20 protein-coding genes are annotated in these 26,101 nt (G+C 56.4%); 12 read left to right on the plus strand and 8 right to left on the minus strand.

Going from position 1 to position 26,101, the window contains the following annotated elements; translation table 11 throughout:
- Positions 1-6: 6 nt before the first annotated feature.
- The gene (locus ACM6IV_RS26110; protein ID WP_414872246.1) at positions 7-3,393 is read right to left on the minus strand and encodes an STY4851/ECs_5259 family protein; all 3,387 of its coding nucleotides are present in this window, start codon (positions 3,391-3,393) and stop codon (positions 7-9) included.
- 1,160 nt (positions 3,394-4,553) lie between these two features.
- On the opposite strand from ACM6IV_RS26110, the gene ACM6IV_RS26115 reads away from it, so the two are divergent.
- From ACM6IV_RS26115 to ACM6IV_RS26130, 4 genes are all read left to right on the plus strand, one after another.
- Complete coding sequence (locus ACM6IV_RS26115) at positions 4,554-5,021, plus strand: M15 family metallopeptidase (RefSeq protein WP_414872247.1); 468 nt, start codon at positions 4,554-4,556, stop codon at positions 5,019-5,021.
- Positions 5,022-5,338: 317 nt separating this feature from the next.
- Entirely contained in the window at positions 5,339-6,472 is a 1,134-nt protein-coding gene (locus ACM6IV_RS26120; RefSeq protein ID WP_414872248.1) for a hypothetical protein, read from the plus strand.
- Positions 6,473-6,482: 10 nt separating this feature from the next.
- Entirely contained in the window at positions 6,483-7,646 is a 1,164-nt protein-coding gene (locus ACM6IV_RS26125) for a hypothetical protein (protein WP_414872249.1), read from the plus strand.
- Positions 7,643-9,508, plus strand: coding sequence for a pYEATS domain-containing protein (locus ACM6IV_RS26130; RefSeq protein WP_414872250.1), 1,866 nt, complete (start codon positions 7,643-7,645; stop codon positions 9,506-9,508). The genes ACM6IV_RS26125 and ACM6IV_RS26130 overlap by 4 nt, the downstream gene beginning before the upstream one ends.
- A gap of 708 nt (positions 9,509-10,216) precedes the next feature.
- On the opposite strand, the gene ACM6IV_RS26135 is transcribed toward ACM6IV_RS26130, so the two are convergent.
- The 4 genes from ACM6IV_RS26135 to ACM6IV_RS26150 form a co-directional block, all read right to left on the minus strand.
- Positions 10,217-11,647 (minus strand): IS1182 family transposase, encoded by a 1,431-nt coding sequence (locus ACM6IV_RS26135; protein ID WP_414872251.1) that lies wholly within the window; start codon positions 11,645-11,647, stop codon positions 10,217-10,219.
- Between the two features lie 145 nt (positions 11,648-11,792).
- Positions 11,793-12,008: a hypothetical protein gene (locus ACM6IV_RS26140; RefSeq protein WP_414872252.1), complete on the minus strand. Its 216-nt coding sequence runs from the start codon at positions 12,006-12,008 to the stop codon at positions 11,793-11,795.
- A 300-nt stretch (positions 12,009-12,308) separates the two neighbouring features.
- Positions 12,309-13,361, minus strand: coding sequence for an AraC family transcriptional regulator ligand-binding domain-containing protein (locus tag ACM6IV_RS26145; protein ID WP_414872253.1), 1,053 nt, complete (start codon positions 13,359-13,361; stop codon positions 12,309-12,311).
- A 6-nt stretch (positions 13,362-13,367) separates the two neighbouring features.
- Complete coding sequence (locus tag ACM6IV_RS26150) at positions 13,368-14,366, minus strand: AraC family transcriptional regulator (RefSeq protein WP_414872254.1); 999 nt, start codon at positions 14,364-14,366, stop codon at positions 13,368-13,370.
- A gap of 167 nt (positions 14,367-14,533) precedes the next feature.
- Between ACM6IV_RS26150 and ACM6IV_RS26155 the strand changes: the two genes are divergently transcribed.
- On the plus strand, positions 14,534-14,680 hold the full coding sequence (locus ACM6IV_RS26155) for a hypothetical protein (protein ID WP_401206220.1): 147 nt from the start codon (positions 14,534-14,536) through the stop codon (positions 14,678-14,680).
- Between the two features lie 3 nt (positions 14,681-14,683).
- Here the strand turns inward: ACM6IV_RS26155 and ACM6IV_RS26160 are convergent, their stop codons facing one another.
- Positions 14,684-15,280 (minus strand): TetR/AcrR family transcriptional regulator, encoded by a 597-nt coding sequence (locus tag ACM6IV_RS26160; protein ID WP_414872255.1) that lies wholly within the window; start codon positions 15,278-15,280, stop codon positions 14,684-14,686.
- A gap of 117 nt (positions 15,281-15,397) precedes the next feature.
- Between ACM6IV_RS26160 and ACM6IV_RS26165 the strand changes: the two genes are divergently transcribed.
- Genes ACM6IV_RS26165 through ACM6IV_RS26175 form a run of 3 tightly spaced genes read left to right on the plus strand, consistent with a single transcriptional unit; the run spans position 15,398 to position 21,127 of the window.
- Entirely contained in the window at positions 15,398-16,555 is a 1,158-nt protein-coding gene (locus tag ACM6IV_RS26165) for a MexC family multidrug efflux RND transporter periplasmic adaptor subunit (protein ID WP_414872256.1), read from the plus strand.
- A gap of 27 nt (positions 16,556-16,582) precedes the next feature.
- Complete coding sequence (locus tag ACM6IV_RS26170) at positions 16,583-19,714, plus strand: multidrug efflux RND transporter permease subunit (protein WP_414872257.1); 3,132 nt, start codon at positions 16,583-16,585, stop codon at positions 19,712-19,714.
- Between the two features lie 3 nt (positions 19,715-19,717).
- Positions 19,718-21,127, plus strand: coding sequence for an efflux transporter outer membrane subunit (locus tag ACM6IV_RS26175; protein ID WP_414872258.1), 1,410 nt, complete (start codon positions 19,718-19,720; stop codon positions 21,125-21,127).
- Between the two features lie 96 nt (positions 21,128-21,223).
- Here ACM6IV_RS26175 and ACM6IV_RS26180 read toward each other — a convergent pair whose 3' ends face one another.
- Complete coding sequence (locus ACM6IV_RS26180) at positions 21,224-21,790, minus strand: TetR/AcrR family transcriptional regulator (protein WP_122609297.1); 567 nt, start codon at positions 21,788-21,790, stop codon at positions 21,224-21,226.
- Between the two features lie 267 nt (positions 21,791-22,057).
- Here ACM6IV_RS26180 and ACM6IV_RS26185 point away from each other — a divergent pair, with 267 nt between their 5' ends.
- The 3 genes from ACM6IV_RS26185 to ACM6IV_RS26195 are packed head-to-tail and all read left to right on the plus strand — an operon-like array spanning position 22,058 to position 23,678.
- Entirely contained in the window at positions 22,058-22,240 is a 183-nt protein-coding gene (locus tag ACM6IV_RS26185; RefSeq protein WP_414872259.1) for a hypothetical protein, read from the plus strand.
- Positions 22,241-22,248: 8 nt separating this feature from the next.
- Positions 22,249-22,896 (plus strand): 3-hydroxyacyl-CoA dehydrogenase family protein, encoded by a 648-nt coding sequence (locus tag ACM6IV_RS26190; RefSeq protein ID WP_414872260.1) that lies wholly within the window; start codon positions 22,249-22,251, stop codon positions 22,894-22,896.
- Positions 22,896-23,678, plus strand: a complete 783-nt coding sequence (locus ACM6IV_RS26195; protein WP_414872261.1) for an SDR family NAD(P)-dependent oxidoreductase — start codon at positions 22,896-22,898, stop codon at positions 23,676-23,678. Before ACM6IV_RS26190 ends, ACM6IV_RS26195 begins: the two co-directional genes overlap by 1 nt.
- Positions 23,679-23,686: 8 nt before the next feature.
- On the opposite strand, the gene ACM6IV_RS26200 is transcribed toward ACM6IV_RS26195, so the two are convergent.
- Positions 23,687-24,268: a TetR/AcrR family transcriptional regulator gene (locus ACM6IV_RS26200; protein ID WP_205993942.1), complete on the minus strand. Its 582-nt coding sequence runs from the start codon at positions 24,266-24,268 to the stop codon at positions 23,687-23,689.
- Positions 24,269-24,673: 405 nt separating this feature from the next.
- On the opposite strand from ACM6IV_RS26200, the gene ACM6IV_RS26205 reads away from it, so the two are divergent.
- Positions 24,674-26,098 carry a DUF1329 domain-containing protein gene (locus ACM6IV_RS26205; RefSeq protein ID WP_414872262.1) on the plus strand — a complete coding sequence of 475 codons (1,425 nt, stop codon included), beginning with the start codon at positions 24,674-24,676 and terminating at the stop codon, positions 26,096-26,098.
- The last annotated feature ends 3 nt before the right edge of the window (positions 26,099-26,101 follow it).

The following is a 26,101-nucleotide window of genomic DNA, read 5'->3' on the forward strand; positions in this document are numbered from 1 at the left end:
ATGCTGTTATGCCGGTTTGAAGAAGTGAACGAGCGAATAGTGGTAGGCCGCGTCGAACCATGCCGGATCAAAGCTCTGATAGGTTCGAAGTGCATGCAGCCTGTCTGGTCGCGCTAACCAGTCGAGGGCAGCGCCTCGGGTAACCTCGTAACCGACCCACATAGGAAAGGCGATTGTCAGCCGCTTGAAATCTCCCAATACCGGTGGAAACTTGGAGAGGATCGACTTGCCTGACGCGCTCCCGATGAATTTAGAAATGTCCTGATGAAGCTCGTTAGGCCACATGTCGCCACGGTCAGATTGGCGTACCAGTGATTGGAGCGGGCTGTGCTCAATTTCTACCAAAGCTCGAAGGAGATGGTCATCGAGCACAGCGTTGTGGTTCAGTAAAAGCTTTGTTTCCTGAGTCGGAAGGCTCATGGCTTCATGACAGGCCAAGTCGATTCCAAGCACGGTGCCAGGTTGCGACATACTCATGCTTTGTTTGATCGCCTCCAGGTTTCGCTTCAACGCGCGAACACCTCGATCGCCGTCATCCTGATGGTAATACTTCCTCAGTATTACGACGCTGCTGACCCAGTCTTGGGGAGAGGCTAAGACCCATTCGAAAGGAAGCTCTTCGGTGATCCGCTGTGCGACGTGCTCGGCGAATCCTTCCAGGTGAACCAGGGCGGTGATCATGGCGGCGGGGCGGCGGGCGAAAACCCGCCATATGTCCAATCCCGCTAGCGGAAGGTGAGAAGTATGGATAAGCAGTTCTTCCAGCAGCCGCCAGTCAGCATGGCGAGGATCACTGGTCATCGTGTCCACGGCAGTTGTCAACGCCGCGAAGCGCGCTCCTGAGGACTCAGCAGCCAGTGCTGCACGTAACCCTTCAAGAGGGATGACAGGTTGCGCGCTTGGTTGACCATGCGTACTCCACGCGAGGGGCCTGAACGCATTTCGCGACTGGGCATCCGGATAGATCAGCCATGCGCCTTCTGGTTTGGTCTCGGGGTTAAACCACCATCGCTCCAGGCTGTCTTCTTTGGATCGGGCGCGCGTAAGAGTTTCGGGCCCGTCTTCGGGGTGAGTAATGCACAGCGCGAGTACATCAAGCTGCTTGAGCGCGTCTTCATCAGGCGCCAGCGCATGGTCTGGATAGTGCACGCTGCCGTTGCCTCTATCGATTTCTAGCCGTGTGGCATAACGTCTGACCAGCAGCTTCGCACGCAGGGAGCCGCCCTCCAAGGCTTCTATCTGAACGTACGCGTCCAGATCCTCGGTGCAGGCCAGCATTTGTCGGATCGGTCTCATGAACTCAAAGAGCCGAACCTCGCAGGAACGACCATAACTGAACACACGAGTTGCCAACTCCTGGCCGCCTCGTTTTGACTTCAACGACAAACACACCTTCCAAGTGACACCATGGCGGCCTGGCATCAGTGTGAGGCGCGAACCCAGGAGATTGTTGACGTCAAACTCCGCATCAGATGCTAGGCGCGTGCCTGCCGAATCAAGAAACACTGCGCCCTTTCCAGGAAACGGCAGGGTTATCTTCTGCGTTCTTCCACCCGCCCACGCCAGTTGCAGACTGACGTGCGAGGGAATCTGGTTGGGCTGCGCGGTTACTGCTACTCGCCAGGACATGCCATCTGGAGATGCGTCCACATGGCATTCGTTCCCAGCTGATACAACAGCCTGTGCTGGCCAGCCTCTCAGGTGAATTATCCCGGTCGAAGCAGATGCACCCGCTTCGGATTCGATCACGGCGTTGCTGGGTAGGCATACTGCTGTCTGGCGGATCTGAGTTTCCTTATCCAGCTTCCATGACAACGTGCCCATCCCCAATGCCGGGCGTGCGTCCGAAACGACGCGTTCTTCGCCAGCGACTGTGCTCCACACTATCTCTCCATCGGTTACGCGCGAGGAGGAGCCATCCTTGTGAACGCGGTGTAGTGATGGCATGCCTGCATATACAAATGCAGGTTCCGCTTGAACGTCGAGAATTCGGCCGCGCCACTGCAGCAGCTCACTTTCGTTCCCTTGAACGCCACAGTGGATACGATACACATCGCCCTTGTATGACATTCGAGAGGTGCCAGAGGTGAGCAGCTTCAGCGATCTGCCCTCCACGGGGCTGAGTCTGGACTCGAATTCACCTTCTTCACTGAAGAAAAATGCGGCGCCAGGGATGCAGGCTAGGGCAGTAGGTGCGCCGATACGTAAGCTCCCCACCTTCAGCAACCGGGCAACTGGGAATGTGTTTTCGAATACCCACGGTGCGTTTTCTTCCAGTCTTTCGCCGCCGGGGAGCATGGCGGTGTGGAGTGTTTCTCCATACCGGCTGAGCTGTAGCTGTGCAAAGGACATATGGCAATCATCAGGGAGCTGAACGTTCTGCACAGCCATGCGTATGCCTTGGCTACGCACCACGCACTCAGCTAACGCAAAGCGATTACCGCCTACGATCAACGAGATTTGAAATGACGCAGGCAGTTCTTCCGGTGCGCATCCGAACAGCTGCGCTACAATGGCGGGGGTGCTCGTGGGCAGCACTTCGACCCTGGTCTCAAGAACGCACGAGCCGTCAACATCGAAGCTCAATTGGCGTCGCATCCAAAAGGGTATACGGCGATCACATCGCTCAGTTTCACCCGCTTCGCGTACCAAGCCACGAAGCAGTTGCGATGCTGCTTCCCCGTCTATGCGTAGCGGGAATTCGTCGGCCCATTCAGGGTAAGCTCGCTGAAGGGAAATGATGGGATCATCGGCGCCTTTGAGCGCGTAGCGATACCGCAAATCCTTGACGACATCTACCACTTTACCCAGCAAGTCGTAGATCGCAGGTTGACGATAGCTTCGGGGAAGGAGAGGGTGCAGATTTTGGACTTCAGCCCTTATCGCGGCTGAGGACAGATCGAATAGGATCGTCTGACGCAGCACCGCATGAAGCAGCCGAGATACGTTTCCTTGCGCAGTCTCAATTAAGCGAAGGGGAAGTCCGCCCTGAATGGCGACCTCACCAATGTATCGCTTCCCTCCATTCATTTCGCCTACGAGATGCCAATACTTTCTGCCCGATGCAACCAACTGCCGAATATGTTGATGCGATGGTACGGGCGTATTGATGCTATCGAAGAGTGGCTTCCATGCCCAGGCACCGCCTCCATAGCACCGCTTCCACCATTCTGCGGCATAGAGCAGCCAGCAGGCTGCATATGTTGAAGGCTCGGCGGGCTGAAATGCCCCGGTGAATTGATGTTTGAGTTCATTGCGCAGGGACGCAAACTCGTCATCCGTTACCTTCAGAGCGTACAGCGCGGAACCTGTCGGTTGCTCAGCACCTCGCGCTTTAGCAAACACCTGTAGCCAATCTCGCAGGCCAGATCGCGTCAATACACTCGATTCCATTCGTGTCCATCCTAATCGCCATTTTGCAAAGGCTGGCACTATGCTAGCCATCTGGGGCGCAGCGGTACTACGCCAAATTTTCAGCAAAATGTCGAGCGATAACTACTATCCCAGGTACTGACCACATTCTCACTCGGCGGACTTCCGAAGTCCGGTGAGACAGAGGATGAATTCGTGTTCCGCGCCAAAAAAGCAATGTTCAATATGCTGCAAGGCAAGTTCAAGTGACGAGAGGCCCCGCAAAGTGGGGCCTTTTTGAAACACAGAAGGGATGGCCGACGCTCGAAGTATACGAATTCTCCTGACGTATAGCTGCATAAAAACTGGACTAGGCCTCCAGCTTGAGTTCGTAAAGCATTTGTCCGGCCTCTTACCACCGAATTGCTGGACTTTGTAGTCTTGACCAAGCGAAACCGCCGGACGCGCAGTGAAGCGTTTGCCGTATTAGCGGACGCTTACAGTTTTTTTGTATTTTGGTATCAGCCTGCAGGCGAGCTGGATAATAGGCGATTGACTTAGCATGGTTCATCCTTACGGGAAGCGTCCATTGCCAGACACCCACTATGCATCTAGTTGCGATAAACCAGCCCTGCTGAAGACCACTGTCTTTAGCAAAAATATCTTTTCCTTCTGCTAGATTGATATCGAACATTTTGCGAGGGCGGGGGCTAAAGAACGAATTCTAATGACATTGAGCCTGACGCGTCATCTTTTGGTCTATGCGATACACGTTTTTGGTATACCGCTCACGTGTAAACTGCATGAAACAATTTCTTATGACGACAGTTGGAGTGGCAGAGGCTTTTCGAGTGATGTGCTTCCTAACTAGTTAAATGTATTGAGTATTTTGTTTTTTTCACTGGCGGCCCAGCTCAGTGGTGCATTGATCAATAAAAAATTGTGAATCATTAACTTAACAGGCTGCATCATAAAGCGCTTGCACTTAAAATATTAAGCCTTGACAGATCCGGGACAAGCTACTATTTATTGATTGGCGATATCTTCGTAGAAAGAATTCTGGTTTTGCAAGCTGTTTCAATATCTTTACAAATGCTATGAGTAGATGCTGTTGTCGAACTCCAGAGCGCCTCCGCAGCCTTTCGCGTTGTGAGAATGAGAGCGTAGTTGAATGCTGCAAGTGTTCCCATGAGGAGAGCGCTATGAGTGATTTCAAGTTTGGTCCGGAGTCCCTGAAAGAGTTGAAGAACGTACACCAAGATTTGGTTGCAGTGGTCAAGATGTCTCTGATTTACTCGGTACAGGATTTTTCGGTACACGATGGGATTCGGTCTTTGGAAGAACAGAAACAGCTTCTTGCCAAAGGTGCGACCAAGACGCTTGACTCTCGTCACATCACTGGACACGCAGTTGATTTGGTTCCCTATATCAACAACAAACTAAGATGGGAGTGGCCTCCCATTTTTCTGATTGCTGAAGCTGTCAGAATGGCGGCAAAGGAACTCAACGTACAGTTACGATGGGGCGGCGCATGGGATCTGGATTTCACTTACTCTGATGTGGCGCCTGAGGATTTGATGGCGGAATATAGCGCGCGGATCAAAAGACAAGGTAAACGACCGTTTTTAGATGGACCTCATTTTGAACTAAAAAGATCGCAGTACCCATGACCCTGTCACCAATACGTACATTGTATTGTCGTGATCTGAATTGAGGTTGACAACGAACTATCCTGCCTACAATTAAGTCGTTGTGCCCAACATCTATAAGAAGGAGCTACCCCATGTCCGAAAGCCCGACGTTCGATGCGCCCGCCACTCCGGATGGTGCGTGATCAGGCATGCAAGTCTTTTCATAAAATGTATTTAATTCGTCGATGTAGAGTTACATATTAAATAAAATTACGTTTGGGTATGTGGAAGGCGTTAAAAGGTTGTGCTACATACATTAATCCCCAGCGCCTTTACATTTCGTGCACGGAGGATCTATGGCGCAGTTAGTGTTTGTACATGGTGTCGCAACTCGGGATTCGCCTGAGTATAAGAATTCGGTGAAAAACCGAGAGGCGCTCTTTCGCGAGCTGCTATTTTCCAATAAAGCGGTAACATTTCAATCGCCAATGTGGGGGCATTTCGTACCTGAAGTCCCATCAGAAGTTTTCAAAACCAATGACAAAAAGCTGGGCACTTTCTCTCTGAACGTTGAGGCGCTTCCCAGCATGGGGGGTGGCCTTATGGGGGGTGGTAAAGGCGGTGGAAATGTTGACCTCTCCGTTGGTGCCATTGGTAAGCAGGATCCGATCGCTGCACTTGACGCAATTTGCTCTCAGATCGCGGATCAGGCGGCAGCACAGAATCGAGCGTTGAAGCCTGAGGAGATACAGGCGTTTCGTCTTGCAGCTGAACTCATAACCTCGAATAAAGCCTCTGTTCTGTTTGATGGAAACGCGAGTCCTCAATCCATTACTGCTCAGTTCAACGCGAATGCGCCTAAATCGTTAGGTATTGGCAGTTTCATCGGCGATGCAGTGACTGCGGTCACTGATCGAATTCGCAATGCAGCTTCGACGCTCGGATTCAATGCAGTCAGGGGGAATCTCACTCCGGCGATTGGGTTGTTTATGAGTGACGTATTCGTCTATCTAAAAGACGGTGATGCGCGGAAAAATATTCAGAAAGTCGTCGCAGAGTCCTTAATAAAGGCTCATCAGCAAGCGAAGAAGGACAATGGCCCACTCGTGGTCGTAGGGCATAGCATGGGAGGCGTAATTCTCGTCGACATGTTCAATGATCCTGCAGCAGTAGGCCTTCCCGATGACCTTTCTGTGGATGCACTTCTAACGGTTGGGTCGCAGCCCGGCTTCTTCGCTGCTCTTGATCTTATTGCGCAAAATTTACCTACCCAATTGGCCCGCCAGAGAGCCGATTGCGTCCGGCATTGGATGAATGTTTTCGATCCGATCGATCCGCTGGCCTTTCGTTCCGATATGATTTTCAGGGATGTCATCGACCTTGAATTCAATTCCGTAGCAGGGATCTCGGAAGCGCATTCAAAATACTTCCAGCGCCCACAGTTTTACGCTCGGGCGCGTAAGCGCTTGCAGGAATTCAATGTTCTATGAGGACGAGTTGATGACATTGCTGATTGATCGTCCCCTTGCCGGTCCTAAAACCCACGCCTTCGTCATTGGCGTGGGTGACTATCCTTACGCTAAAGAAAACGAGGGGATTCAGGAAAACCTTCGAGGCGTCAACAACCTCCCCAGTGCAGCGGATAGCGCAAAGCTGATGTGTGATTGGTTGATTGAAAATCAAGAAATACTTACAGCTCCTCTAGCGACATTGGAGGTTCTGATTTCAGATCCTCAGGACACTGCAGGCCGATATCCATGGAACCGTGGTCCGGTGGATAGGGCTACTGAAGTGAATGTTTTGGAACGAGGGGAGGCCTGGTTCAATCGGGTAAGTGCCGAACCAGGAGATATTGCTTTTTTCTACTGTTGCGGCCATGGCGCGTCGCATTTGCAACAGCCGGTTTTATTCCTTGAGAATCTCAACCAAACCGCGATTAACGTCTGGAAGCACATTGATCTAGGTTCGCTCGCCAATTCGCTAAGAAAAAACCAATCTATATCTGCCGCTTTTCTGTTTTCTGACACCTGCGGTGAATATTTGCCTGGTTTCGAGCTCGGCAGGGCTCAGGACTGCCGTTTTTATCCTGATCCAAACCTCTTTGCAGTCAGCCGTAATCAAGTATCTCTACTATGCGCTGCGGCTGAGGGCATGCTTGCTTACGAGGGGTGTTCGGTTGAAGACGGGACCTTAAAATTTGGCCGCTTCACTCAAACGTTAATCAAAGGCTTGAGTGGCTCCTCTGCGCGATGGCTTCAAAACCGTTGGGGTGTGATACCTCACCATCTACTGATGGATCTCAAATCCCTGCGGCGTGTGTTCTTCAATCACTGGGACGAGAATTTGCCATTCGAACCCTACCAGGCAGTGATGCCATCTGAACTGACGCCTATCGTTTTCCCGCAACAGTTTGAGCTTCCCATCGTGGTCATGACTGATCCGCCAGATAGGATGGCGCATTTCAATTTCGTTATCAGCCAGCAGAATGATCCCACGCTACCGTCGTTGAAGTGTCGAGACGCTGGCGACCCAAGTGCATGGTTCACGACGGTTCCACCTAGTTGCAACGCACTGTATGCCATTGCAGTGGATGGTGCCGATTACTACCCAGCTCTTTTTCAGCCGAATGCGCCGTTGTTTGATCAGAGGGTCATCGTGCGATGAAAACAAGCCTGCATCTAGAAGCGCCCAATGACTTGTCTGTCGGAACTGTCCGTATCGAAGGAGAGGGGCAGGAGATTGCCGATTGGGTAGCCACTCCCAACAACCGGACATTTGAGCAGGATGATGTTAAGCCTGGCCTCTATTCATGCGTGATCACCCCGGCAGGTGTGCCACCTCAATCCGTGTTTTTTGAAGTGCGCGAGGGCGTTGCTAACACGGTTATCCTGCCGTCTTTCTCAGCATTGTCGTCATCGGGGGGTAATTCCAGCTTTTTCGACGTGGAAACACAGCAAGCGACCGGGGAGTTTATATACCCGACGACTGAACGAAGCGTCGCTGAGTTTAGGCTGCGGGGAAATACGAGCTTTGAATCATTCAATAGCGAGAGATACTCCAACGACGGGTCCAGAAAAATCAATATCTCTGAAGAGAGAAAACGGATCTCGATCGGGCTGTCAGAGGAAAATCGCAAGTGCGAATCTTTCGATCTTTTTAAAGGACAGTCGACCTTAGAGCTTTTTGCAGGACGGTTGGAAATTGAGTTGCCTACAGACTTGGGTCGTGATCTTTGGGCGGACTATCGGGTGAGAATGTCGGTTGCGATTGAGAAAGCGCGAGTCGAAAGATGCCTTCTTCCGATGTATCGGGGAGGTACAAAAATCACCGTTGCTGCGCCGTCTTTTTCACCGGCCGACCTCGAGTTTGTGATCATGCCCGCCGATCCCAAAGTGCGAGCACTGGTACGCGCTTTGGACGCCGGGTCTTCTGCTGAAGTGGCGGCCATTCGCGATGACGTGATTGGGAATGTTGATCCTGCGACGTTACTCCTCCAAGACGCTGATCCTTGGGCCGCAATCCTTGTAGGGCTGATCTCTATTCGCTTTCCAGAGCATTTTCCACAAATTGGACTGGCTTGGGCAGACAAACTTGCAGAGCAGGTGGGGTGGTCCTTTGATGCAAATGTTATCCGGGCGAGTTATGCCCTTACGGCGGCCAGCACGACTGCAACTGGAAATCAAAATATTGAGAGTCTTCAGGATGCCGCTATTGGTAAAGCCATTGCTTCTCTGGCTAAAGCACAGATAGCGGGATCACCGTACTACAGCTCCACAAACAACCTATTTTCAGAGCTCACGATAGGCATCTCTGACTATCTGAAGAAAAAAGAAGCGAGTCTTGATCTTGAAACGGTCAAGAGGTTTGATCGTATTCTGACCCGCTGGCATCGCGAGCTGCCACTACAACGCGGAGCGGGTGCGACGTTCACTTGGTTGGCTCGTGATCTTGATGCATTAAAAAGTCTCAAAATCCTTGTGCCAAAACGAAACTCGTCTGGAATGCTGCGTCATCGAGACTCGCTGGTCATATTTGAAGGACAGGTAAGCGCCGGTCAGATTGCGATTTATGGCGGTAGATCGAATGCATATAGCGATATGCATGAGAACTACAATTCCAATGCATTTGCGAAAGATGGATATCTCGAAATGCCGGCACTCCGTCGTGCCCCAGGACCTGCCGACGATCCCAATCGAGGTCGGTTTGGCGAGCGTGCCAGTCGTAGCGGTTATCGATTGAGCGCTACATTTGAGCCGACGGAGAGCCGAAACTGGGTCACCATCAACCTGGACCTAGAAGCTGATCGTTCGCGCATAGTTCAGCTAGGTGATTTTGCGTGGTTTGTGCTTCATCCTACTTTTTCTCCCTCGTCGATGAAGGTGACGTTCCGGGGTAGTCGCGCGACGCTGCGCCTTCGAGCTTGGGGTGGATTCACAGTTGGCGTATGGATGCCGAAAGCGGGCATCGAGCTTGAATGTAATCTCGCCGAGATTGAAAATGCGCCACACATCATAAGAACGTTGTGATACGCCTAACATTTTGCATTTACGCAGAAAGTCGATGAGCTCGTGTTGCGGAGGTATCTAGGCGCCCTATGGCTAAGCTGCAGATCCTTCGGCCTTGATAACCCTTAAGGCCAGTAAAGGCTGCCGGTCCGGTGGCTGAGAGGGTCTCCAGTAGATCGAAATGTCCCTCGTTGTGAGCGTCGGCAATCAGTTGAGCAATCGCATCGAAGTGCTGGTACCGACATTGCCAACGCTCGCTGAAGACGGCCTCTAACAGCGTTCCATTTTTAGCTAGCTCGACGACATCTTCGAGGGTGGGAAGGATCATCAGTGGCTCCTCAGGTGGACGCAATTTGATGGCAAATTCTATTGGTAGCGAGGGTATGGTTAGAATGTGATTTGCGTCGTCTGAGGTAAAGATTTTGCGCCGCGACCACTTTCTTTATACCGGAGCTGTGAAGCGTGTACTTTCAAATGGAGTCTAAGTTTTTACGCCGCCGAGGTTAATAGCTGCGAGTGGTGGATGACCGTTATTGGCCGATTTCTGGCTGTCCTCACCGGCCGCTTAGGGCCCAGAGTGTGTAAAAACGCGCTGATGCACTGTCGGCGCGCAGCGCTGACCGGTTGTTAGCTGAGTAATTGCTCGCAATAAGTCCTGCGGATCATCACGAGGGCCTGGGAGCCCTAGTGACGCGTCTACCTTACGGGGTGGCCAAAATACAGACCTTTTCAGGCCGAAAGCGCCTTCATTAAACCGCTGGTACCGAGGATTTTCATGACTCGTTTCAAGTTGTAGGCGAGGACGTTCAAGCTCATCTCCGCACTTACTCCGTTCAGCTTTCGTGTCAGGAAATGCGTGGCGCCCATCCATTGTTTGAGTGTCCCGAAGGGATGCTCTACCGTACGCTTGCGGACTCGCATCATGTCCGGCGCGTTGCTCAGCCTGTTCCGCATTTCCTCCAATACGGCTTCATGCTCCCATCGCCGAACTCGCCGTTGCTTACTCGGTGTGCACGTCGATTTCAGCATGCATCCCTGGCAATTAGAACTCCAGTAACGGTGCAACTTCAGGCCCTTTTCAACGCTGGAAAAGCGCCAGATCAACGCCTCTCCAGCGGGACAAATGTATTCGTCTTTTGCCGAGTCATAGATGAAGGCATCGTTATTGAAACGCCCGTCCGCCTTGGCTCCAGATGTCATCGGTTTGGGCACATAGGCGGTGATGCCTGCATCGTGGCAAGCCAGGATTTCTTCGCTTTTGAAGTAACCTCGGTCCGCCACTACCGAAAGCGTTTCTGACGCCATCGCTTCGCGGGCCTGCTTGGCCATCGAGCTGAGTTGATCGCGGTCGGAACCGACGTTGGTAACCTCATGGGCAACGATCAAATGGCGCCGGGTATCGACCGCTGTCTGCACGTTGTAACCGACGATTCCAGTGCCGCGAGTCATCATGGAACGGGCGTCTGGATCGGTCAGTGAGACCTGTCTATCCGGCGATTCATTGAGTTTGATTTCGATCGTTTGAAGCTCCTTCATTTGAGTTTTGAGCTTGGCGATTTTCTCTTCCAGCCGCACGGCACTGGGCTCGGAAGCTGTGGGTTCTTGCTGGTCGGCTTTGTCGAGCGTAGTCAGATATCGATTAATACTCGATTCAATTTCTTCCATTCGCCGCTTCAGTTTGGCGCTGGTGAAATTGCGGTCGCGGTTGTTGACGGCTTTGAATTTACTTCCGTCGATGGCGACCAGATTTTCTCCGAATAATCCCAACTGCTGGCACAGCACCACGAATTGGCGGCAGACGCCTCGGATGGCCTTGCTGTTGTCTTTTCGGAAGTTGGCAATGGTCTTGAAATCGGGCATCAAGCGGCCGGTTAGCCACATCAGTTCGACGTTACGCTGGGCTTCTCGCTCCAGGCGCCGACTCGACTGAATGCGGTTCAGATAGCCGTAGATGTAGATCTTCAGGAGGATCGCGGGATGGTAAGCAGGCCGGCCAGTATCGGCTGGAATGGCACCTTCAAAACCCAGTTTGACCAGGTCGAGTTCGTCGACAAAGACGTCGACTACGCGCACCGGGTTGGTATCGCTGACGTAGTCGTCGAGGCTCTCGGGAAGTAAGGTGCCTTGGCCTCGATGTTCACCTTGGATAAAGCGTTTCATGGGCGATCCCTACGATGAAATCCTCAGAAATCATAGTAAGGGTTCGCAAAAGCGTTCACACACTCTGAGCCAACGCAGTCTCTTATGAGAGGCGACTATTGACCCAAGGCTGACCCTGCTCTCGCGAAACGCGGGGTCGGAGTTATCAGACTTGGAACAGGCGGGAGATCGCGGTCATGGCCTTGTCTCCGTCAGTTTCATAGAGACCGAACAGGCACGTTTGGTCGCTCAGACGATGAAGCCGAAAATGGTTATAGAACGCTTGGCCTAAGCGCTGATTATCGAACGCTCCGCGTTCCCAAAGAGTTAAAAACTCTTGATACGCAACGCGCTCAATTTCCATTCTCGGCATGCTTTCCATATACACATCCATTTATGTCAGTGATGACCGAATCCTACTGACGCCGGACAGATGCGGCAATCCGCATTTGGAGGCAATTTTTAATCATACGAGCTGGTTTTGGAGTTTTTACACACTCTGGGCCGATAGCGGCCCCCAAGAGAAGGAGTGACTGCTGGCCGGATGCGGTACGTTGTCAGCGACGGCTCGTGCAATGACTTCCTGTCACGAGCGTCCGTTTTTTGCCGTTACTTCCCCTAACTACATCCCGTTTGCTGTAAGTGTTGACATCCAATACAAAACAGTTCAGTGCAAATACGCTCAAGGTCGCTCTTTCACTCGATTCCGAAGCAACAAGGGCTGCCTGTTCACTCCGGACTGTCTACACCACTCCAGCACCGAGACACCAAACCATCGATGAAAAGCCCGCGAAAATGTACTGACGTCGGCGTAGCCAAGCAGGTGCGCTACTTGCGGCGGACTGATCGTTGGGACCTGCAGGTATTTGCGCACCAATTGCTGGCGCGTCTCGTCCAGCAACTGCTGAAATGAAGTATTTTCCTCCGCCAGGTGGCGCTGCAAGGATCTTGGGTTGACGGACATGCAATCGGCCACTCTGTCGATCGTTGCACGTCCGCTGGGCAAAAGATTGCGCAGCAATTGCCTGACGTAGCCCGGCATCGCGTCGGTCGACAGGCGTTCAATCCCTGCCAAATGTTCAGCGATGAGCTGATGCAAGGCTTCACTGGCGCAATCTAGCGGCTGCGCCAGCGCACTGGCGTTGAAGAGCAATCCCGTGTGGGCGGCTGAAAACGTCGGCGTGATGCTTAGTGCCTGCCGATAGAGGCCTTCATCCGCCAGCGGGGCATGGCGGAGCATGATTGCCTCGGGTTGCCATTGTTCGCCGGCCAGGTTTTGCATCAGGCGTAAACCGATCCCGCACGCCAGTTCTTCGGCCTGAGCCAGGCCGTCGATCTCCTGCTCATCGGCTCGATAACCCAGCAACGCGATACCGTCTGCAATCTCCAGATAGAGATGCGCAGCGCCGTTGTACAGGGCGAAATTGGCGCGCAGTTCGAGCAGCGCGTCGCCGACGGTACGGGTGTTGTGAATCAGGAAAAACATGTCACCGAAGACGTCGACTCCCTGATGGAGGCCGAACTCCAGACCGAACAATGCGTTGTTCGAGCGCTGCCGACATTGAGCCAACAAGCGACAGTAATTGCGAAAGGACAGGATATCTTCCGGGCGCTGCAGTGACGCGACAGGCAGACACGCCTGGCGTAGCATCCGGTTCGGCTCCAGTCCTTGACGCCGGGCGAACGGATCGAAGCCTGTCAGGCTGATGGCGCGAATGAACGGGTTGCAAGCCATGTCGATTTACCGAGGTAAGTGTTGCATGCGTTGTTTCCACTGCTGCGGGCTGACCCCGTTCCAGCGCGCGAATGCCCGGGAAAACGCGCTCAGGTCGGCGTAACCCAACAGACCGGCCACTTGCGTCAGATTGAGCGACGAATCGCAGAGGTAGCGTGCGGCCATCGCCCGGCGCGTCTGGTCCAGCAGCTCCTGAAATCCCGTGCCCTGCGCTCGAAGATAGCGCTGCAGGGTGCGTGGACTGATCATCATGTACTCGGCCATGTCACGCAGCGTGACCGGGCCGTGGGTCAGTTCATTGCGCAGCCTTTTTTGCAGGTAAGACGGCACCTCCTCCAGCGTCACGCGGGCCAGTTCGTCGATATGTTGCAGGGCCAATTGTTGGTATCGGGCGTCGGTCGCGCCCAGCGGTAGCGCCAGTAATGACTCATCAAACACCCAGGCGTTGACCAGGCTGTCGAAACGCGGCGCCACGCCGAGTAACGCGCGATAGGCCAGGCGGTTGGTCGAAGCACTGTGGCGCAACAGCAGCGCTTTCGGTTGCCAGGCGTGTCCGAGCAGTTCGCGCAGCAGGCAACTGGCAATGCTCATCGCCAGTTCCACGGTCTGACGTACCGAGATCAAGGTGCCATCCGTCACGTCGTAAAGCAGCAGGGCGCTGCCGGCCTGCCGCTCAAGCTGCACGAGCGCGCCGTCGCTATGGATATGAAAATAACGTGTCAGCAAGTTCAGCGCCTCGCCGACAGTGGCTGAACTGCGCATGGCGAAGAGCAGGGTGCCGAGACTCTGCGTACCTTGGCGCAAGCCGAACTGCACGCCGAATAGCGGGTTGTTCGATCGCTGCGCGCACAATTCGATCAAGGCATTGAACTGCACGCCGGAGAGTCCAGCATTCAGTGGGTCTTTAGGCAGATCAACCGCGGCCAGCGCCGAATCCGGGTCGATGCCCTGACTGGCACAAAATGCCTTGAACCCCAGCAGCGCTATACCCCGAACCGTAGACATCCGCTCAACCCTCAGAATGACCGACCGCTGGCCGGAAAAGAACTGGCACGATTTGCAAAATCACTGGCGTGATCTGCCAAGCTTTCACCTCGCTCCAAGGACCAGACTCGAAGCACCAATAACAATAAAACTGCGTTCGGCCCGCGGCTGGACGGTGGAGGTGTTCGATGCGTCGGTTCCTGTTTGCTTTGCTTGCGATCGCACTGGTTTCGGGTGCGCTGTATTTTCAGTCCCGGCCCGCAGGCCACACAGTTGTCCATCATTCCAGTCACCCTCCGGTCGCCAGCATCAGCGATGCCTTCACCCATTTTTGATCGTTAGAGCATTTTTTCCGGAACGCAGGCGTGCTCGCGCAATTCACCACCGGCCAGCGCGCCATGCAGGAACATTTGCTCAAGGATCCGTGCCGAATCGGCGTTGGCGGCACGCCCGCGCTGTTCGGCATCCACCAGGCCATACACCAGCGTGATGAATAGCTCGGTGAAAATCGCGGCGGTGATGTCGATGCGAAACAACCCTTGTTGCTGCCCCCTCAGGAAAAAACCCTCCAGCGCCTCTAGGTAAAACTGCCAGCGTGTGTCGCCCCGTTCGAAATCGAGAAAGTCGGGGCGGTAATGCGCCATCAGAAAGGCCAGCAGCTCGCGGTGGGCGAGGTGCTCGCGGATCAATCGACGTAACGCGTCCAGCGGCTGCAAGTGCTGCAAACTGGCGCGGCGGATAATCAGATTGAGCGTTGCTTCGGCGTGTTCTTCCAGTCTTTGCACCAGGTTTTCCCGTGTTCCGCAATAGCGGTGCAGGGTGGCCTTGCTCACGCCTGCCAGTTGCGCCAGCTCCTTCATGGTTGCCCGCGGCCGGTTGACGACCGCCACGGTCAACGATTTGAGCAGATGTTCTTCATGGGAAATCAGGTTCATCACCAAGCCTCAAGCGATCGTCGCGCGATTCACACATTTCTCATATGAGACAATATTGACTCATTAGGGTTTTGAAAGTAGCATTCGCACCAAATTCAATCAAGCCTCGGGTGAGTTATGGGCAATTTGCGTGCAGTAGGAATGGCGGGGTCGTTGGCAATCGCCATCACGCTGGCCGGATGTGGGCCGGCGAATGAACAGGCGGATGTGGCCGAAGTGGCGCGTCCGGTAGAAGTGTTGGCAGTGAAGACCGAACCTCTGGCATTGACGTCGGAGCTGCCGGGCCGGGTGGAACCGATGCGCGTTGCGGAAGTGCGTGCTCGGGTGCCGGGTATCGTGATGCAGAAGCGTTTTGAAGAGGGCGCTGATGTCAAAGCCGGCGACCTGCTGTTCCAGATCGACCCGGCACCACTGAAAGCAGCCCTGGCTCGCGCCGAGAGTGAACTGGCCCGTGCGCAATCCGTTGCACTTGAGGCTCAGGCACGGGTCAAGCGTTATGAACCGCTGGTGAAGATCGAGGCGGTCAGCCAGCAGGACTACGACAGCGCCATGGCTGAGTTGCGCAGTGCACAGGCGGCCACGCGTTCGGCCCAGGCCGATCTGCAAAGCGCCCGGTTGAACCTGGGTTATGCCTCGGTAACAGCGCCGATTTCCGGGCGTGTCGGCCGCGCCCTGGTCACCGAGGGTGCCTTGGTCGGTCAGGGTGACGCAACGTTGATGGCGCGGATTCAGCAGCTGGATCCAGTGTATGTCGACTTCACCCAATCGGCCGCTGACGCGCTGCGTCTGCGCGAATCGCTCAAAGGCGGAAAACTCTCCGCCGACGACAACAAGGCGTTGTCGATTCGTGTCGACGGCACTGCTTACGAGCGTCAGGGAGCACTGATGTTTACCGATGTCGCCGTTGACCGCGGCACCGGCCAAGTCTCGTTGCGTGGCAAGTTCGCCAACAGCGACGGTGTGTTGCTGCCGGGCATGTTCGTGCGCGTGCGCACACCTCAAGGCACCGACAACCAGGCCATTCTCGTGCCGCAGCGCTCGGTGCAGCGCGGCAGCGATGGCGGCGCGCAGGTCATGCTGGTCGGCACCGACGGCCGCGCCGAAGCGCGCAATGTGGTGACCGGTTCCATGCAGGGTTCGCGCTGGCAGATCAGTGAAGGCCTGAAGGCTGGCGATCAGGTGATTGTCAGCGGCCTGAGTGGCCTGCAGGCAGGCGCCAAGGTCGTGCCGGGTCAGCCCCAAGCCCAGGCGCAGGCGCCTGAGTCGAAACAGTAAGGGCGCCGTCGCCGCGAGGATATTCCGATGTCTCAGTTTTTCATCAAACGCCCGAACTTCGCCTGGGTGGTGGCGTTGTTCATCTCTCTGGCCGGTCTGCTGGTCATTTCGATGCTGCCGGTGGCGCAGTACCCCAACGTCGCGCCGCCGCAAATCAAGGTGACGGCGACCTATCCCGGTGCCTCTGCGAAGGTGCTGGTGGACTCGGTCACTAGCGTGATCGAAGAGTCGCTCAACGGTGCGAAGAACCTGCTGTATTTCGAGTCGACCAACAACTCCAACGGTATCGCCGAGATCGCAGTGACGTTCCAGCCGGGTACCGACCCACAGCTCGCTCAGGTTGACGTGCAAAACCGCCTGAAAAAAGCCGAAGCGCGGATGCCGCAAGCCGTGCTCACCCAGGGTCTGGAGGTGGAGCAGACCAGTGCGGGGTTCCTGCTGATCTATGCGCTGAACTATAAGGAAGGCACCCAGCACAGCGACACCACCGCACTGGGCGACTACGCCGCGCGCAATATCAACAACGAGCTGCGCCGGGTTCCGGGTGTCGGCAAGCTGCAGTTCTTCTCCTCCGAAGCGGCGATGCGCGTCTGGCTCGACCCGCAGAAACTGGTGGGCTACGGGCTGTCTATCGACGATGTCAGCGCGGCCATCCGTGGCCAGAACGTGCAAGTACCGGCCGGCAGCTTCGGCAGTACGCCGACCAGCAGCCAGCAGGAACTGACCGCCACCCTGGCAGTGAAAGGTACGCTGGACAATCCGGAAGAATTCTCACGCATTGTCCTGCGTGCCAACGAGGACGGTTCCACAGTCAAACTGGGCGACGTCGCCCGCGTGGAAATCGGTCAGGAAAGTTACAACTTCAACTCGCGTCTGAATGGCAGACCCGCCGTGGCAGCGGCGATCCAGTTGTCGCCTGGCGCCAACGCCATCCAGACCGCAACTGCGGTCAAGCAGCGCCTGGCCGAACTGTCAGCCTACTTCCCGGATGACGTGGAATATTCCGTTCCTTACGACACCTCGCGTTTCGTTGATGTCGCGATCGAGAAGGTGATTCATACCCTGATCGAAGCGATGGTTCTGGTATTTCTGGTGATGTTCCTGTTCCTGCAGAACATCCGCTACACCCTGATTCCGTCGATTGTGGTGCCGGTATGTCTGCTCGGCACGCTGCTAATGATGTACGTGCTGGGCTTCTCGGTGAACATGATGACCATGTTCGGCATGGTTCTCGCCATCGGCATTCTGGTGGACGATGCAATCGTCGTGGTGGAGAACGTCGAGCGGATCATGGCCGAAGAGGGCTTGTCGCCGGTCGACGCCACGGTGAAAGCCATGGGGCAGGTATCGGGCGCGATCATCGGTATCACCCTGGTGCTGTCGGCGGTGTTCATGCCGCTGGCATTCATGTCCGGCTCGGTCGGTGTGATCTACCAGCAGTTCTCGGTATCACTGGCGGTGTCGATTCTGTTCTCCGGTTTCCTCGCACTGACTTTCACCCCGGCGCTATGCGCCACGCTGCTCAAGCCGATTCCACAAGGGCACCATGAAAAGCGCGGCTTCTTCGGCGCCTTCAACCGTGGCTTTGCCAAGCTCACTGATCGCTATTCAGTCCTGAACAACGGGCTGGTGGCGCGTTCCGGCCGGATGATGTTGGTGTACCTGGGCATTATCGCCATGCTCGGTTACTTCTACCTGCGCCTGCCGGAATCGTTTGTGCCGGTGGAGGACCAGGGCTACATGATCGTCGACGTCCAGCTACCGCCGGGCGCGACCCGTACCCGTACCGAATCGACTGGCGAACAACTGGAGCGTTACCTGGCTACCCGTGACGCGGTTCAGTCGACGTTCCTGGTGTCCGGCTTCAGCTTCTCCGGGATGGGCGATAACGCAGCGCTGGCATTCCCGGTGTTCAAGGACTGGTCGGAGCGTGGCGAAGATCAATCGGCCATGGCAGAAGTCAATGCGCTGAACGAGCAATTTGCCGTGGCCAACGACGGTGCGGTGATGGCCGTGCCACCGCCGCCGATTGACGGGCTGGGCAACTCCGGTGGTTTCGCCTTGCGCCTGCAGGATCGTGCCGGTCTGGGCCGTGAAGCATTGCTCGCTGCCCGTGATCAGGTGCTTGGCCAGGCCAACGGCAACCCGAAAATTCTCTACGCGATGATGGAAGGGCTGGCCGAGTCGCCGCAATTGCGCGTGGTGATCGACCGTGACAAGGCGCGCACCCTGGGGGTGAGTTTTGAATCGATCAGCAGTGCGTTGTCTGCCGCGTTCGGTTCGGAGGTGATCAACGACTTCACCAACGCTGGCCGCCAGCAGCGCGTGGTGGTGCAGGCCGAGCAGGGCGACCGGATGACTCCGGAAAGCGTGCTCAAGCTGTATGTACACAACACCGCGGGCGATCTGGTGCCGTTCAGTGCCTTCGTCACCACGCATTGGGAGGAAGGTCCGGTGCAGGTAGTGCGCTACAACGGTTATCCGTCGGTGCGCATCGTCGGTGATGCCGGGGGGGGCTACAGCACCGGTGAAGCCATGGCAGAAATGGAGCGTATCGCCGCGCAGTTGCCGGCCGGTTTCAGCTACGAGTGGACCGGTTTGTCCTACCAGGAGAAGGTCTCCAGTGGTCAGGCCACGCAACTGTTTGCGCTGGCCATTCTGGTGGTGTTCCTGCTGCTGGTGGCGCTGTACGAGAGCTGGGCGATTCCGTTGACCGTGATGCTGATTGTGCCGATCGGCGCCATCGGTGCGGTACTCGCGGTGATGGTCGCCGGCATGCCTAACGACGTGTACTTCAAGGTGGGTTTGATCACCATCATAGGTCTGGCGGCGAAGAACGCGATTCTGATCGTCGAGTTCGCCAAGGAACTTTGGGAGAAAGGTTACAGCCTGCGCGACGCCGCAATCGAGGCCGCACGGCTGCGCTTTCGACCAATCGTGATGACGTCCATGGCGTTCATTCTCGGCGTGGTGCCGCTGGCACTGGCGACCGGGGCAGGGGCCGCGAGTCAGCGGGCGATCGGTACCGGGGTGATCGGCGGCATGCTTAGCGCGACGCTGCTGGGGGTGTTGTTTGTACCGATCTGTTTTGTCTGGGTGCTGTCGATGTTGCGCAGTAAACCAGCGCCCATTGAACAACCCGCTTTGACTCAGGAGTGACACATGCGTATTTCAGGATTTTCTGCGCTGGTGATCGCCATGCTGCTGGCCGGTTGCTCGTTGGCGCCGACCTATGATCGGCCCGTTGCACCGGTCGCGGACAACTGGGCGGGCGAGTCGCTGAAACAAGGCGTTCCGATCAACCAATTAGCGTGGCAGGCGTTCATCGTCGATCCCGACCTGCGCCGTCTGGTGGAGGTTGCGTTGGATAACAATCGCTCATTGCGCCAGACCCTTCTGGACATCGAGCAGGCTCGGGCTCAGTACCGCATTCAGCGGGCCGATCGGGTTCCCGGGCTGAATGCAAGCGCGTCCGGCAATCGCCAGCGCTTGCCCTCGGACCTGGCCAGCGACGGCCGGGCAGGGGTGGCCAGCCAGTATCAGGTCGGCCTGTCGCTGCCCGAATACGAGCTGGATCTGTTTGGCCGGGTAAAAAGCCTCAGCGACTCTGCGCTGCAGGAATATCTGGCCACCGAAGAAGCCGCCCGCGCCGCGCAGATCGCGCTGATCGCCGAAGTCAGTCAGGCCTATCTGGTTCATGACGGCGCCCAGCGTCGTCTGGATTTGACTCAACAAACCCTGAGCAGCCGCGAATACTCGTTCGCGTTGATCAGCCAGCGCCGCTCCAGCGGCACGGCGACTGCGCTGGATTATCAGGAAGCACTGGGGCTGGTGGAGCAGGCGCGGGCCGAGCAGGAACGCAATCTGCGCGAGAAGCAGCAGGCGTTCAACGCGCTGGTTTTGCTGCTGGGGACAAAGGATGCAGGGAAAGTGATTCCCGAGCGGCTGACGACGCAGCCGATGCTGGTGCAGGACATCGCCCCGGATACCACCTCGACGCTGATCGAGCGCCGGCCGGACATTCTTGCCGCCGAGCATCGACTGCAAGCGCGCAATGCCGACATCGGCGCGGCACGGGCGGCGTTCTTTCCGCGTATCAGCCTGACCGGCAGCTTTGGTACTTCCAGCGCGCAAATGTCCGGTCTGTTCGACGGTGGCTCGCGCTCCTGGAGTTTCGTGCCGAACCTTTCGCTGCCGTTGTTTGATGCCGGTCGCAACAGTGCCGGGCTGAGTCTGGCCGAAGCCCGCAAGGATTCAGCTGTGGCGGCCTATGAACTCACGATTCAGACGGCGTTCCGCGAGGTCGCCGATGCATTGGCTGCCACCGACACCTTGCGCCGGGAGGAGGCCGCGCGCCGAGCACTGGCCAACACCAGCACTGAAACCCTGAGTCTGGCCAGGGCTCGGTATGAAGGCGGTATCGACAGCCACCTGCGTTATCTCGATGCGCAGCGCACCAGCTTCGTCAACGAGATAGCGTTTATTGAGATCAGCACGCAACGGCAGATCGCTTTGGTCGATCTGTTCCGTTCGCTGGGCGGTGGATGGTCCACGCCGACAACCGTCAGGTAACGCCCTACCGGAGCTCCTTTGGGTTGGCGCATCCAACCTTTTTTTGCCCCGTGAACCGATAGGTCACGGGGCTTTTTTTGCGGGAAAAAATGAGGATCAGGGGGCGGGCGTGGCGGTGGCGGCGCCGTGCAGAAACATCTGTTCCAGCACGTTGGCCGAGTTGGCACTGGCCGCGCGTCCACGGCGCTCGGCATCGACCATGCCGAAGATCATGGTCAGGAACAGTTCGGTGAACACCGCTGCGGTGACATCGATGCGGAACGCGCCCAATTGCTGGCCACGCAGGAAAAAGGCATCGAGTGCATCGGCATAAGTCTGCCAGCGGTCGCCCTCACCATTTACCGCAAACGTGTCGGGGCGGTACTGAAAGAGTAGGAAAACCAGCATTTCCCGATGCGCCAGATGCTCGTTGATCAGACTGCGCAACGCCTGCACCGGCTCGCCGTGCAACAGGTCAGTGGTGGTGGTGATCTGGTTCAGCACCGTCTCACCATGGCTTTCCATCATCTGAACCAGATTGTCACGGGTGCCGCAAAAGCGATGCAGGGTAGCCTTGCTGACGCCAGCCGCTTCAGCCAGTTCCTTGAGTGTCGCCCGGGGGCGATCAACGATGGCCAAGGCCAGCGCCTTGATGAGTCGTTCATCTTGAGGAGTCAGGGACATCAGTCGGTCTCGAATCGAATTTCAATACGCTGAATTGTGCCCGAAAAGCTCATTACTGCAACGAAAACCACCGAAATAGAGCAAATGAGTTCATCTGAGACAGTTTTTGTTCATCGCGCAGGTCGAAATACAGAGCGTTCGACTGTCATGAACTGCAAAAAACCTGGCGCGATCTGCCAAGCTTTTGCGGCGCGCGCTACCCAGAATCAAAACCCTCAATAACAAAAGACACTGCATTTGGCCCCAGCCAGATGACGGAGGTTAGTGATGCGCCCAATTGTTTTTTCCTGCATGACCGTGACTCTCGTCTCACTCGCCATTTACTCGATTTATAGCTTTTACTCGACCGGCTCGTACGGCGCGTTCAGCACGGTGAGTTCGACGCTGCCGGCGCGCGCGCAGCCTGGTTTGCCGGTTGCCAGCATCGGCGACGTATTCCGCAAGTTTTGAGATACGCCATGTCTGACCAGGTCTATTACCGTTTCGAAGACGGCCTTGCGCTGTCCGCTCTGAACCGTGCGCCGTACAAGATCAATAAGGTGGCGGTGATCGGTGCCGGCACGCTGGGTGGTGGCATCGCGATGTGCTTCGCCGATGTCGGCATTGCCGTGGCGATGATGGATGTGGACAGGCGCACGCTGAACCGTGGCCTTCGACGCATCCACGAAAATTATCAGCTCCACGTCCAGCGCGGGCAGCTCATCGCCGCACAAGTACAGCCGCGGATGGAGCTGTTATTCACCACGTTCGACTACGCAGATCTTTCGGATGCCGACCTGATCATCGAGGCGACGTGCGAAAAGCTGGAGAGCAAACACCAGGTGTTCCTCGCGCTGGATCAGGTCTGCAAAGCGGGCGCCATTTTCGCGACCCATACGTCGTCGCTGGATATCGAAGCGCTGGCGAACACGGTTTCGCGGCCACAGGCTTTGATCGGCCTGCGTTTCTTCGGTCCGGCCACCGATATGCGACAGGTGGAAATTGTGCCTTGCCAGGCCACGGCGGCGGATGCGGTAACGGCGGTCGTGGAGATCGTCCGGCGTATCGGAAAACGGCCGGTTTTGTGCTGCAACGCTGCCAAGTCCAATTTTATCGAGGTGCACTGATGACTCACGATTTCGCCCAGAACTTTTCCCTCGCCGGCCGAACGGTATTGATCACCGGCGCCTCCAGCGGCATTGGTGCGCATCTGGCGCGGGTCGCTGCGCATGCCGGCGCCCGGGTGGTGCTGACTGCGCGGCGCGTGGAAAAGCTTGCGCAAGTGGCCAAGGACATTGAGTGGGATTGCGGGCAGGCGCTGTCGGTTGAACTCGACGTGACCGATCGCAGCAGTGTCGAAGCCGCGTTCGATACGGCCCAAGCGCATTTTGGCGTGGTCGACGTGGTGCTCAACAACGCCGGAATCGGTAACGGTCAGCGCCCGCTGGAGATCAGCGAAGAACAGTGGCGCGCAATGCTGTCGACCAATCTGGACGGCGTCTGGCGTGTGGCCCAGGTTGCCGCTCAACGGCTGGCCAAGGCCGGGCGCAGCGGCAGCATCGTCAACGTGGCGTCGATTCTCGGATTACGCGTCGGCACCGGTTACAGCCATTACAGCGCCGCGAAAGCCGGGGTTGTCCAACTGACCAAATCCCTGGCGCTGGAACTGGCGCGGTACAACATCCGGGTCAATGCCATTGCGCCGGGCTACTTCAAGACCGAGATGAACCAGGCTTTTTTTGAAGGCGAGAAGGGCAACAACTACATCCGCGACCTGATCCCGATGCGGCGCCTGGGCCAGTTGCATGAACTGGCCGGACCGTTTTTGCTGTTGGCCAGCGATGCCGGGGCGTTCATGACCGGCAGCGTATTGGCGGTGGATGGCGGCCATCTGGTCAGCAGCGTGTGAGGATCGACTCAGTGACTGGCCACCAGCAAGGCCAGTGCCGTGCAAGCGGTCTCGGTTTCGGTTCGCAATCGATCCAGATCACCGTGGGCCGACCAGGCAATGGTCAGCCCGTCTACCAGTTGGATCAGCAAGCGACTGGTCGCCTTTAAAAAAGCTTCGTCCAATTCAGTTCCCATGGCCCGCTGCAGCGCCTGCTCGGTGGCTTCAATCGCCACCGAGTAAATCTTGCTGGCCATTTGCGGGTCATTGCGCATTGCCCAGAAGAACAACTCGGTCTGAGCCCTGGCCGCATCCGGATGATCGATGAACCAGGTGATTAACTGGCGCAGAACTTCGGCAGCCGTTGCCGCAGCAGTAGTGCCGGCCGGTACCCGTTCCAGCGCTTGCGGGGGCAGGCTGAACAGCGATTCGTAGACGGCATAAAACAGGTCGTTCTTGGTATGGAACACGTAGTGCAACGAGGCCAACGGACAGCCGGCCTGCGCCGCGATACGGCGGGTCGTGGCATTGGCTACGCCGTGCTCGGCGATCACTCTGATCGTAGCTTCGACGAAATCCTGCCGGCGTAATTCAGCGCCCATTCTGGCCATGGTTCAGCAATCTCCCTTATTCCTGGCGCCCCCGAAAACGAAGAGGGCGATGTCGACGCTTGCGGATCCTACAGCAACAAATCGCTAGACGTCATGAATGAAAACGGTACGTGAAATGGCTGCACCAATAATGGTAACAACTGTTTCGTTATTTCCCGTATTGGTGCGTTCCGACGAAACAAACGGAAACACTCTCCGGCAGTTTCCTCGCGTCGTCGTTCCGGTGATCGCGCAATCGATTGATAAGAAACGACTAATTCCGGCCCGGCGAATCTTGGCACCGGGCTTGCTTTGATCGCATGACTTGGTCATTTGATCAAGTCAGTTGATTAGGTTAGCGCAGGCATCGGGTTGCCACCGTCAAGACGACCCCGTTGCTGATCAAGGCCCACGAGGATCCCTCCCATGAACACAGTGATTGAGCGCCCCCATAACAATTTTTCTACCGGCGCCGTAATCCGGCACCTGGTCGCAGCCGTCGCCGCCTCGGCGTTTTTCTGTACGGCACAGGCGGCAGACAAGGATCCTGCATTGCTCGGCAGCAAACTGACCCCGCTGGGAGGCGAGGCCGCGGCCAGCTCCGACGGGGTGATTCCCGCCTGGACTGCGCCCGGTCCTCAAGGTGGCAGTTGGAGCCACGGCCAGGTGCGCGGCCAGCAATGGAAATTCAAGGATGACAAACCGCTGTTCAGTATCGACTCGGGCAACGTCGCGAAGTACGCCAGCAAGCTTTCACCTGGGCAGGTGGAAATGTTCAAGAAGATTCCGGGCTACCGCATGGACGTGTACCCGACGCGACGTAGCTGCGGCGTGCCGGATTTCGTCGCGGACAACACCAAGAAGAACGTCGGTTTCGCCAAGCTCGACGGCGACGGCCTAGCGTTGCAGGAAGCCTACGTGCCGGGCATTCCGTTTCCATTTCCAGCCTCGGGCGCCGAGGTCATGTGGAACATGAAAATGCGCTATCGCGGCGTGGGTTTCGATATGTCGAAGACCGTGTCCGGCATTTCGCCACGCAAGGGCAGTGAGGACTGGCTGCGAACCTCCACCGACTGGTTCATGTACACGCCATGGGGCGTGAAGGGCAGCGCACTGTTCTCGTCATTCGATCGTCTGGAAGTCGCCACCTACTTCAGCTACACCGACCCCGCCGCACTGGCCGGACAAGCCGGAGTGGTCACGACCAAGGCTGGCGAGCAAGCCACCACGTTCTATTACTTCCCGGGCCAGCGCCGCGTGCGGCGCATGCCGGCGTATTCCTACGATGCACCGCAGATCGGTCTGGACAATCAATACACCATCGATGAATCCAATGTGTTCTTCGGCCCCATGGACCGCTTCGACTGGAAGCTGCTGGGCAAGCAGGAAATGCTCGTGCCCTACAACTCGTTCGGGGCCTACGACAACTCGGCGAAGATTGAGGACGTGGCCAAGCGCGACTTCATCGCTCCCGAGTCGCGTCGCTATGAGCTGCACCGCGTGTGGGTGGTCGAGGCCACTGTTCGCCAAGGCATGCGTCATCAGGCGCCGAAGCGTCTGTTCTACATCGACGAAGACAGCTGGAACGCGCTGATGGCGGTGGACTACGACAAGCAGGGGCAAATCTGGAAAGTCCGCGAGGGCTACACAATCCCGGTGTACGAGACCGGCACCTGCGACATGGAAGCCCAGGCGCAATACAACCTGGTTGACGGTCGCTACCTGTACGACATGACCTCCATCGGCACCGGCAAGAATGACCATCGCTGGCTGACCGACGGGGCGAGCAATCCGCGCCTGAAACGTGACTTCTACACCTCAGACAACCTGCGCGCCACCAGCGAACGCTGACAG

Origin of the sequence: Pseudomonas sp. IT-347P (assembly GCF_949768005.1) — a bacterium.
GTDB lineage: Bacteria > Pseudomonadota > Gammaproteobacteria > Pseudomonadales > Pseudomonadaceae > Aquipseudomonas.

Excerpts from the sequence above, each read along its gene's own strand:
- ACM6IV_RS26135 (WP_414872251.1), bottom strand. The coding sequence starts at position 11,647 with ATGAAACGCTTTATCCAAGGTGAACATCGAGGCCAAGGCACCTTACTT.
- ACM6IV_RS26160 (WP_414872255.1), bottom strand. The coding sequence starts at position 15,280 with ATGAACCTGATTTCCCATGAAGAACATCTGCTCAAATCGTTGACCGTG.
- ACM6IV_RS26205 (WP_414872262.1), top strand. The coding sequence starts at position 24,674 with ATGAACACAGTGATTGAGCGCCCCCATAACAATTTTTCTACCGGCGCC.
- ACM6IV_RS26140 (WP_414872252.1), bottom strand. The coding sequence starts at position 12,008 with ATGGAAAGCATGCCGAGAATGGAAATTGAGCGCGTTGCGTATCAAGAG.
- ACM6IV_RS26170 (WP_414872257.1), top strand. The coding sequence starts at position 16,583 with ATGTCTCAGTTTTTCATCAAACGCCCGAACTTCGCCTGGGTGGTGGCG.
- ACM6IV_RS26200 (WP_205993942.1), bottom strand. The coding sequence starts at position 24,268 with ATGGCCAGAATGGGCGCTGAATTACGCCGGCAGGATTTCGTCGAAGCT.
- ACM6IV_RS26165 (WP_414872256.1), top strand. The coding sequence starts at position 15,398 with ATGGGCAATTTGCGTGCAGTAGGAATGGCGGGGTCGTTGGCAATCGCC.
- ACM6IV_RS26120 (WP_414872248.1), top strand. The coding sequence starts at position 5,339 with ATGGCGCAGTTAGTGTTTGTACATGGTGTCGCAACTCGGGATTCGCCT.
- ACM6IV_RS26145 (WP_414872253.1), bottom strand. The coding sequence starts at position 13,361 with ATGGCTTGCAACCCGTTCATTCGCGCCATCAGCCTGACAGGCTTCGAT.
- ACM6IV_RS26110 (WP_414872246.1), bottom strand. The coding sequence starts at position 3,393 with ATGGAATCGAGTGTATTGACGCGATCTGGCCTGCGAGATTGGCTACAG.
- ACM6IV_RS26150 (WP_414872254.1), bottom strand. The coding sequence starts at position 14,366 with ATGTCTACGGTTCGGGGTATAGCGCTGCTGGGGTTCAAGGCATTTTGT.
- ACM6IV_RS26190 (WP_414872260.1), top strand. The coding sequence starts at position 22,249 with ATGTCTGACCAGGTCTATTACCGTTTCGAAGACGGCCTTGCGCTGTCC.
- ACM6IV_RS26195 (WP_414872261.1), top strand. The coding sequence starts at position 22,896 with ATGACTCACGATTTCGCCCAGAACTTTTCCCTCGCCGGCCGAACGGTA.
- ACM6IV_RS26155 (WP_401206220.1), top strand. The coding sequence starts at position 14,534 with ATGCGTCGGTTCCTGTTTGCTTTGCTTGCGATCGCACTGGTTTCGGGT.
- ACM6IV_RS26130 (WP_414872250.1), top strand. The coding sequence starts at position 7,643 with ATGAAAACAAGCCTGCATCTAGAAGCGCCCAATGACTTGTCTGTCGGA.
- ACM6IV_RS26125 (WP_414872249.1), top strand. The coding sequence starts at position 6,483 with ATGACATTGCTGATTGATCGTCCCCTTGCCGGTCCTAAAACCCACGCC.
- ACM6IV_RS26185 (WP_414872259.1), top strand. The coding sequence starts at position 22,058 with ATGCGCCCAATTGTTTTTTCCTGCATGACCGTGACTCTCGTCTCACTC.
- ACM6IV_RS26175 (WP_414872258.1), top strand. The coding sequence starts at position 19,718 with ATGCGTATTTCAGGATTTTCTGCGCTGGTGATCGCCATGCTGCTGGCC.
- ACM6IV_RS26180 (WP_122609297.1), bottom strand. The coding sequence starts at position 21,790 with ATGTCCCTGACTCCTCAAGATGAACGACTCATCAAGGCGCTGGCCTTG.
- ACM6IV_RS26115 (WP_414872247.1), top strand. The coding sequence starts at position 4,554 with ATGAGTGATTTCAAGTTTGGTCCGGAGTCCCTGAAAGAGTTGAAGAAC.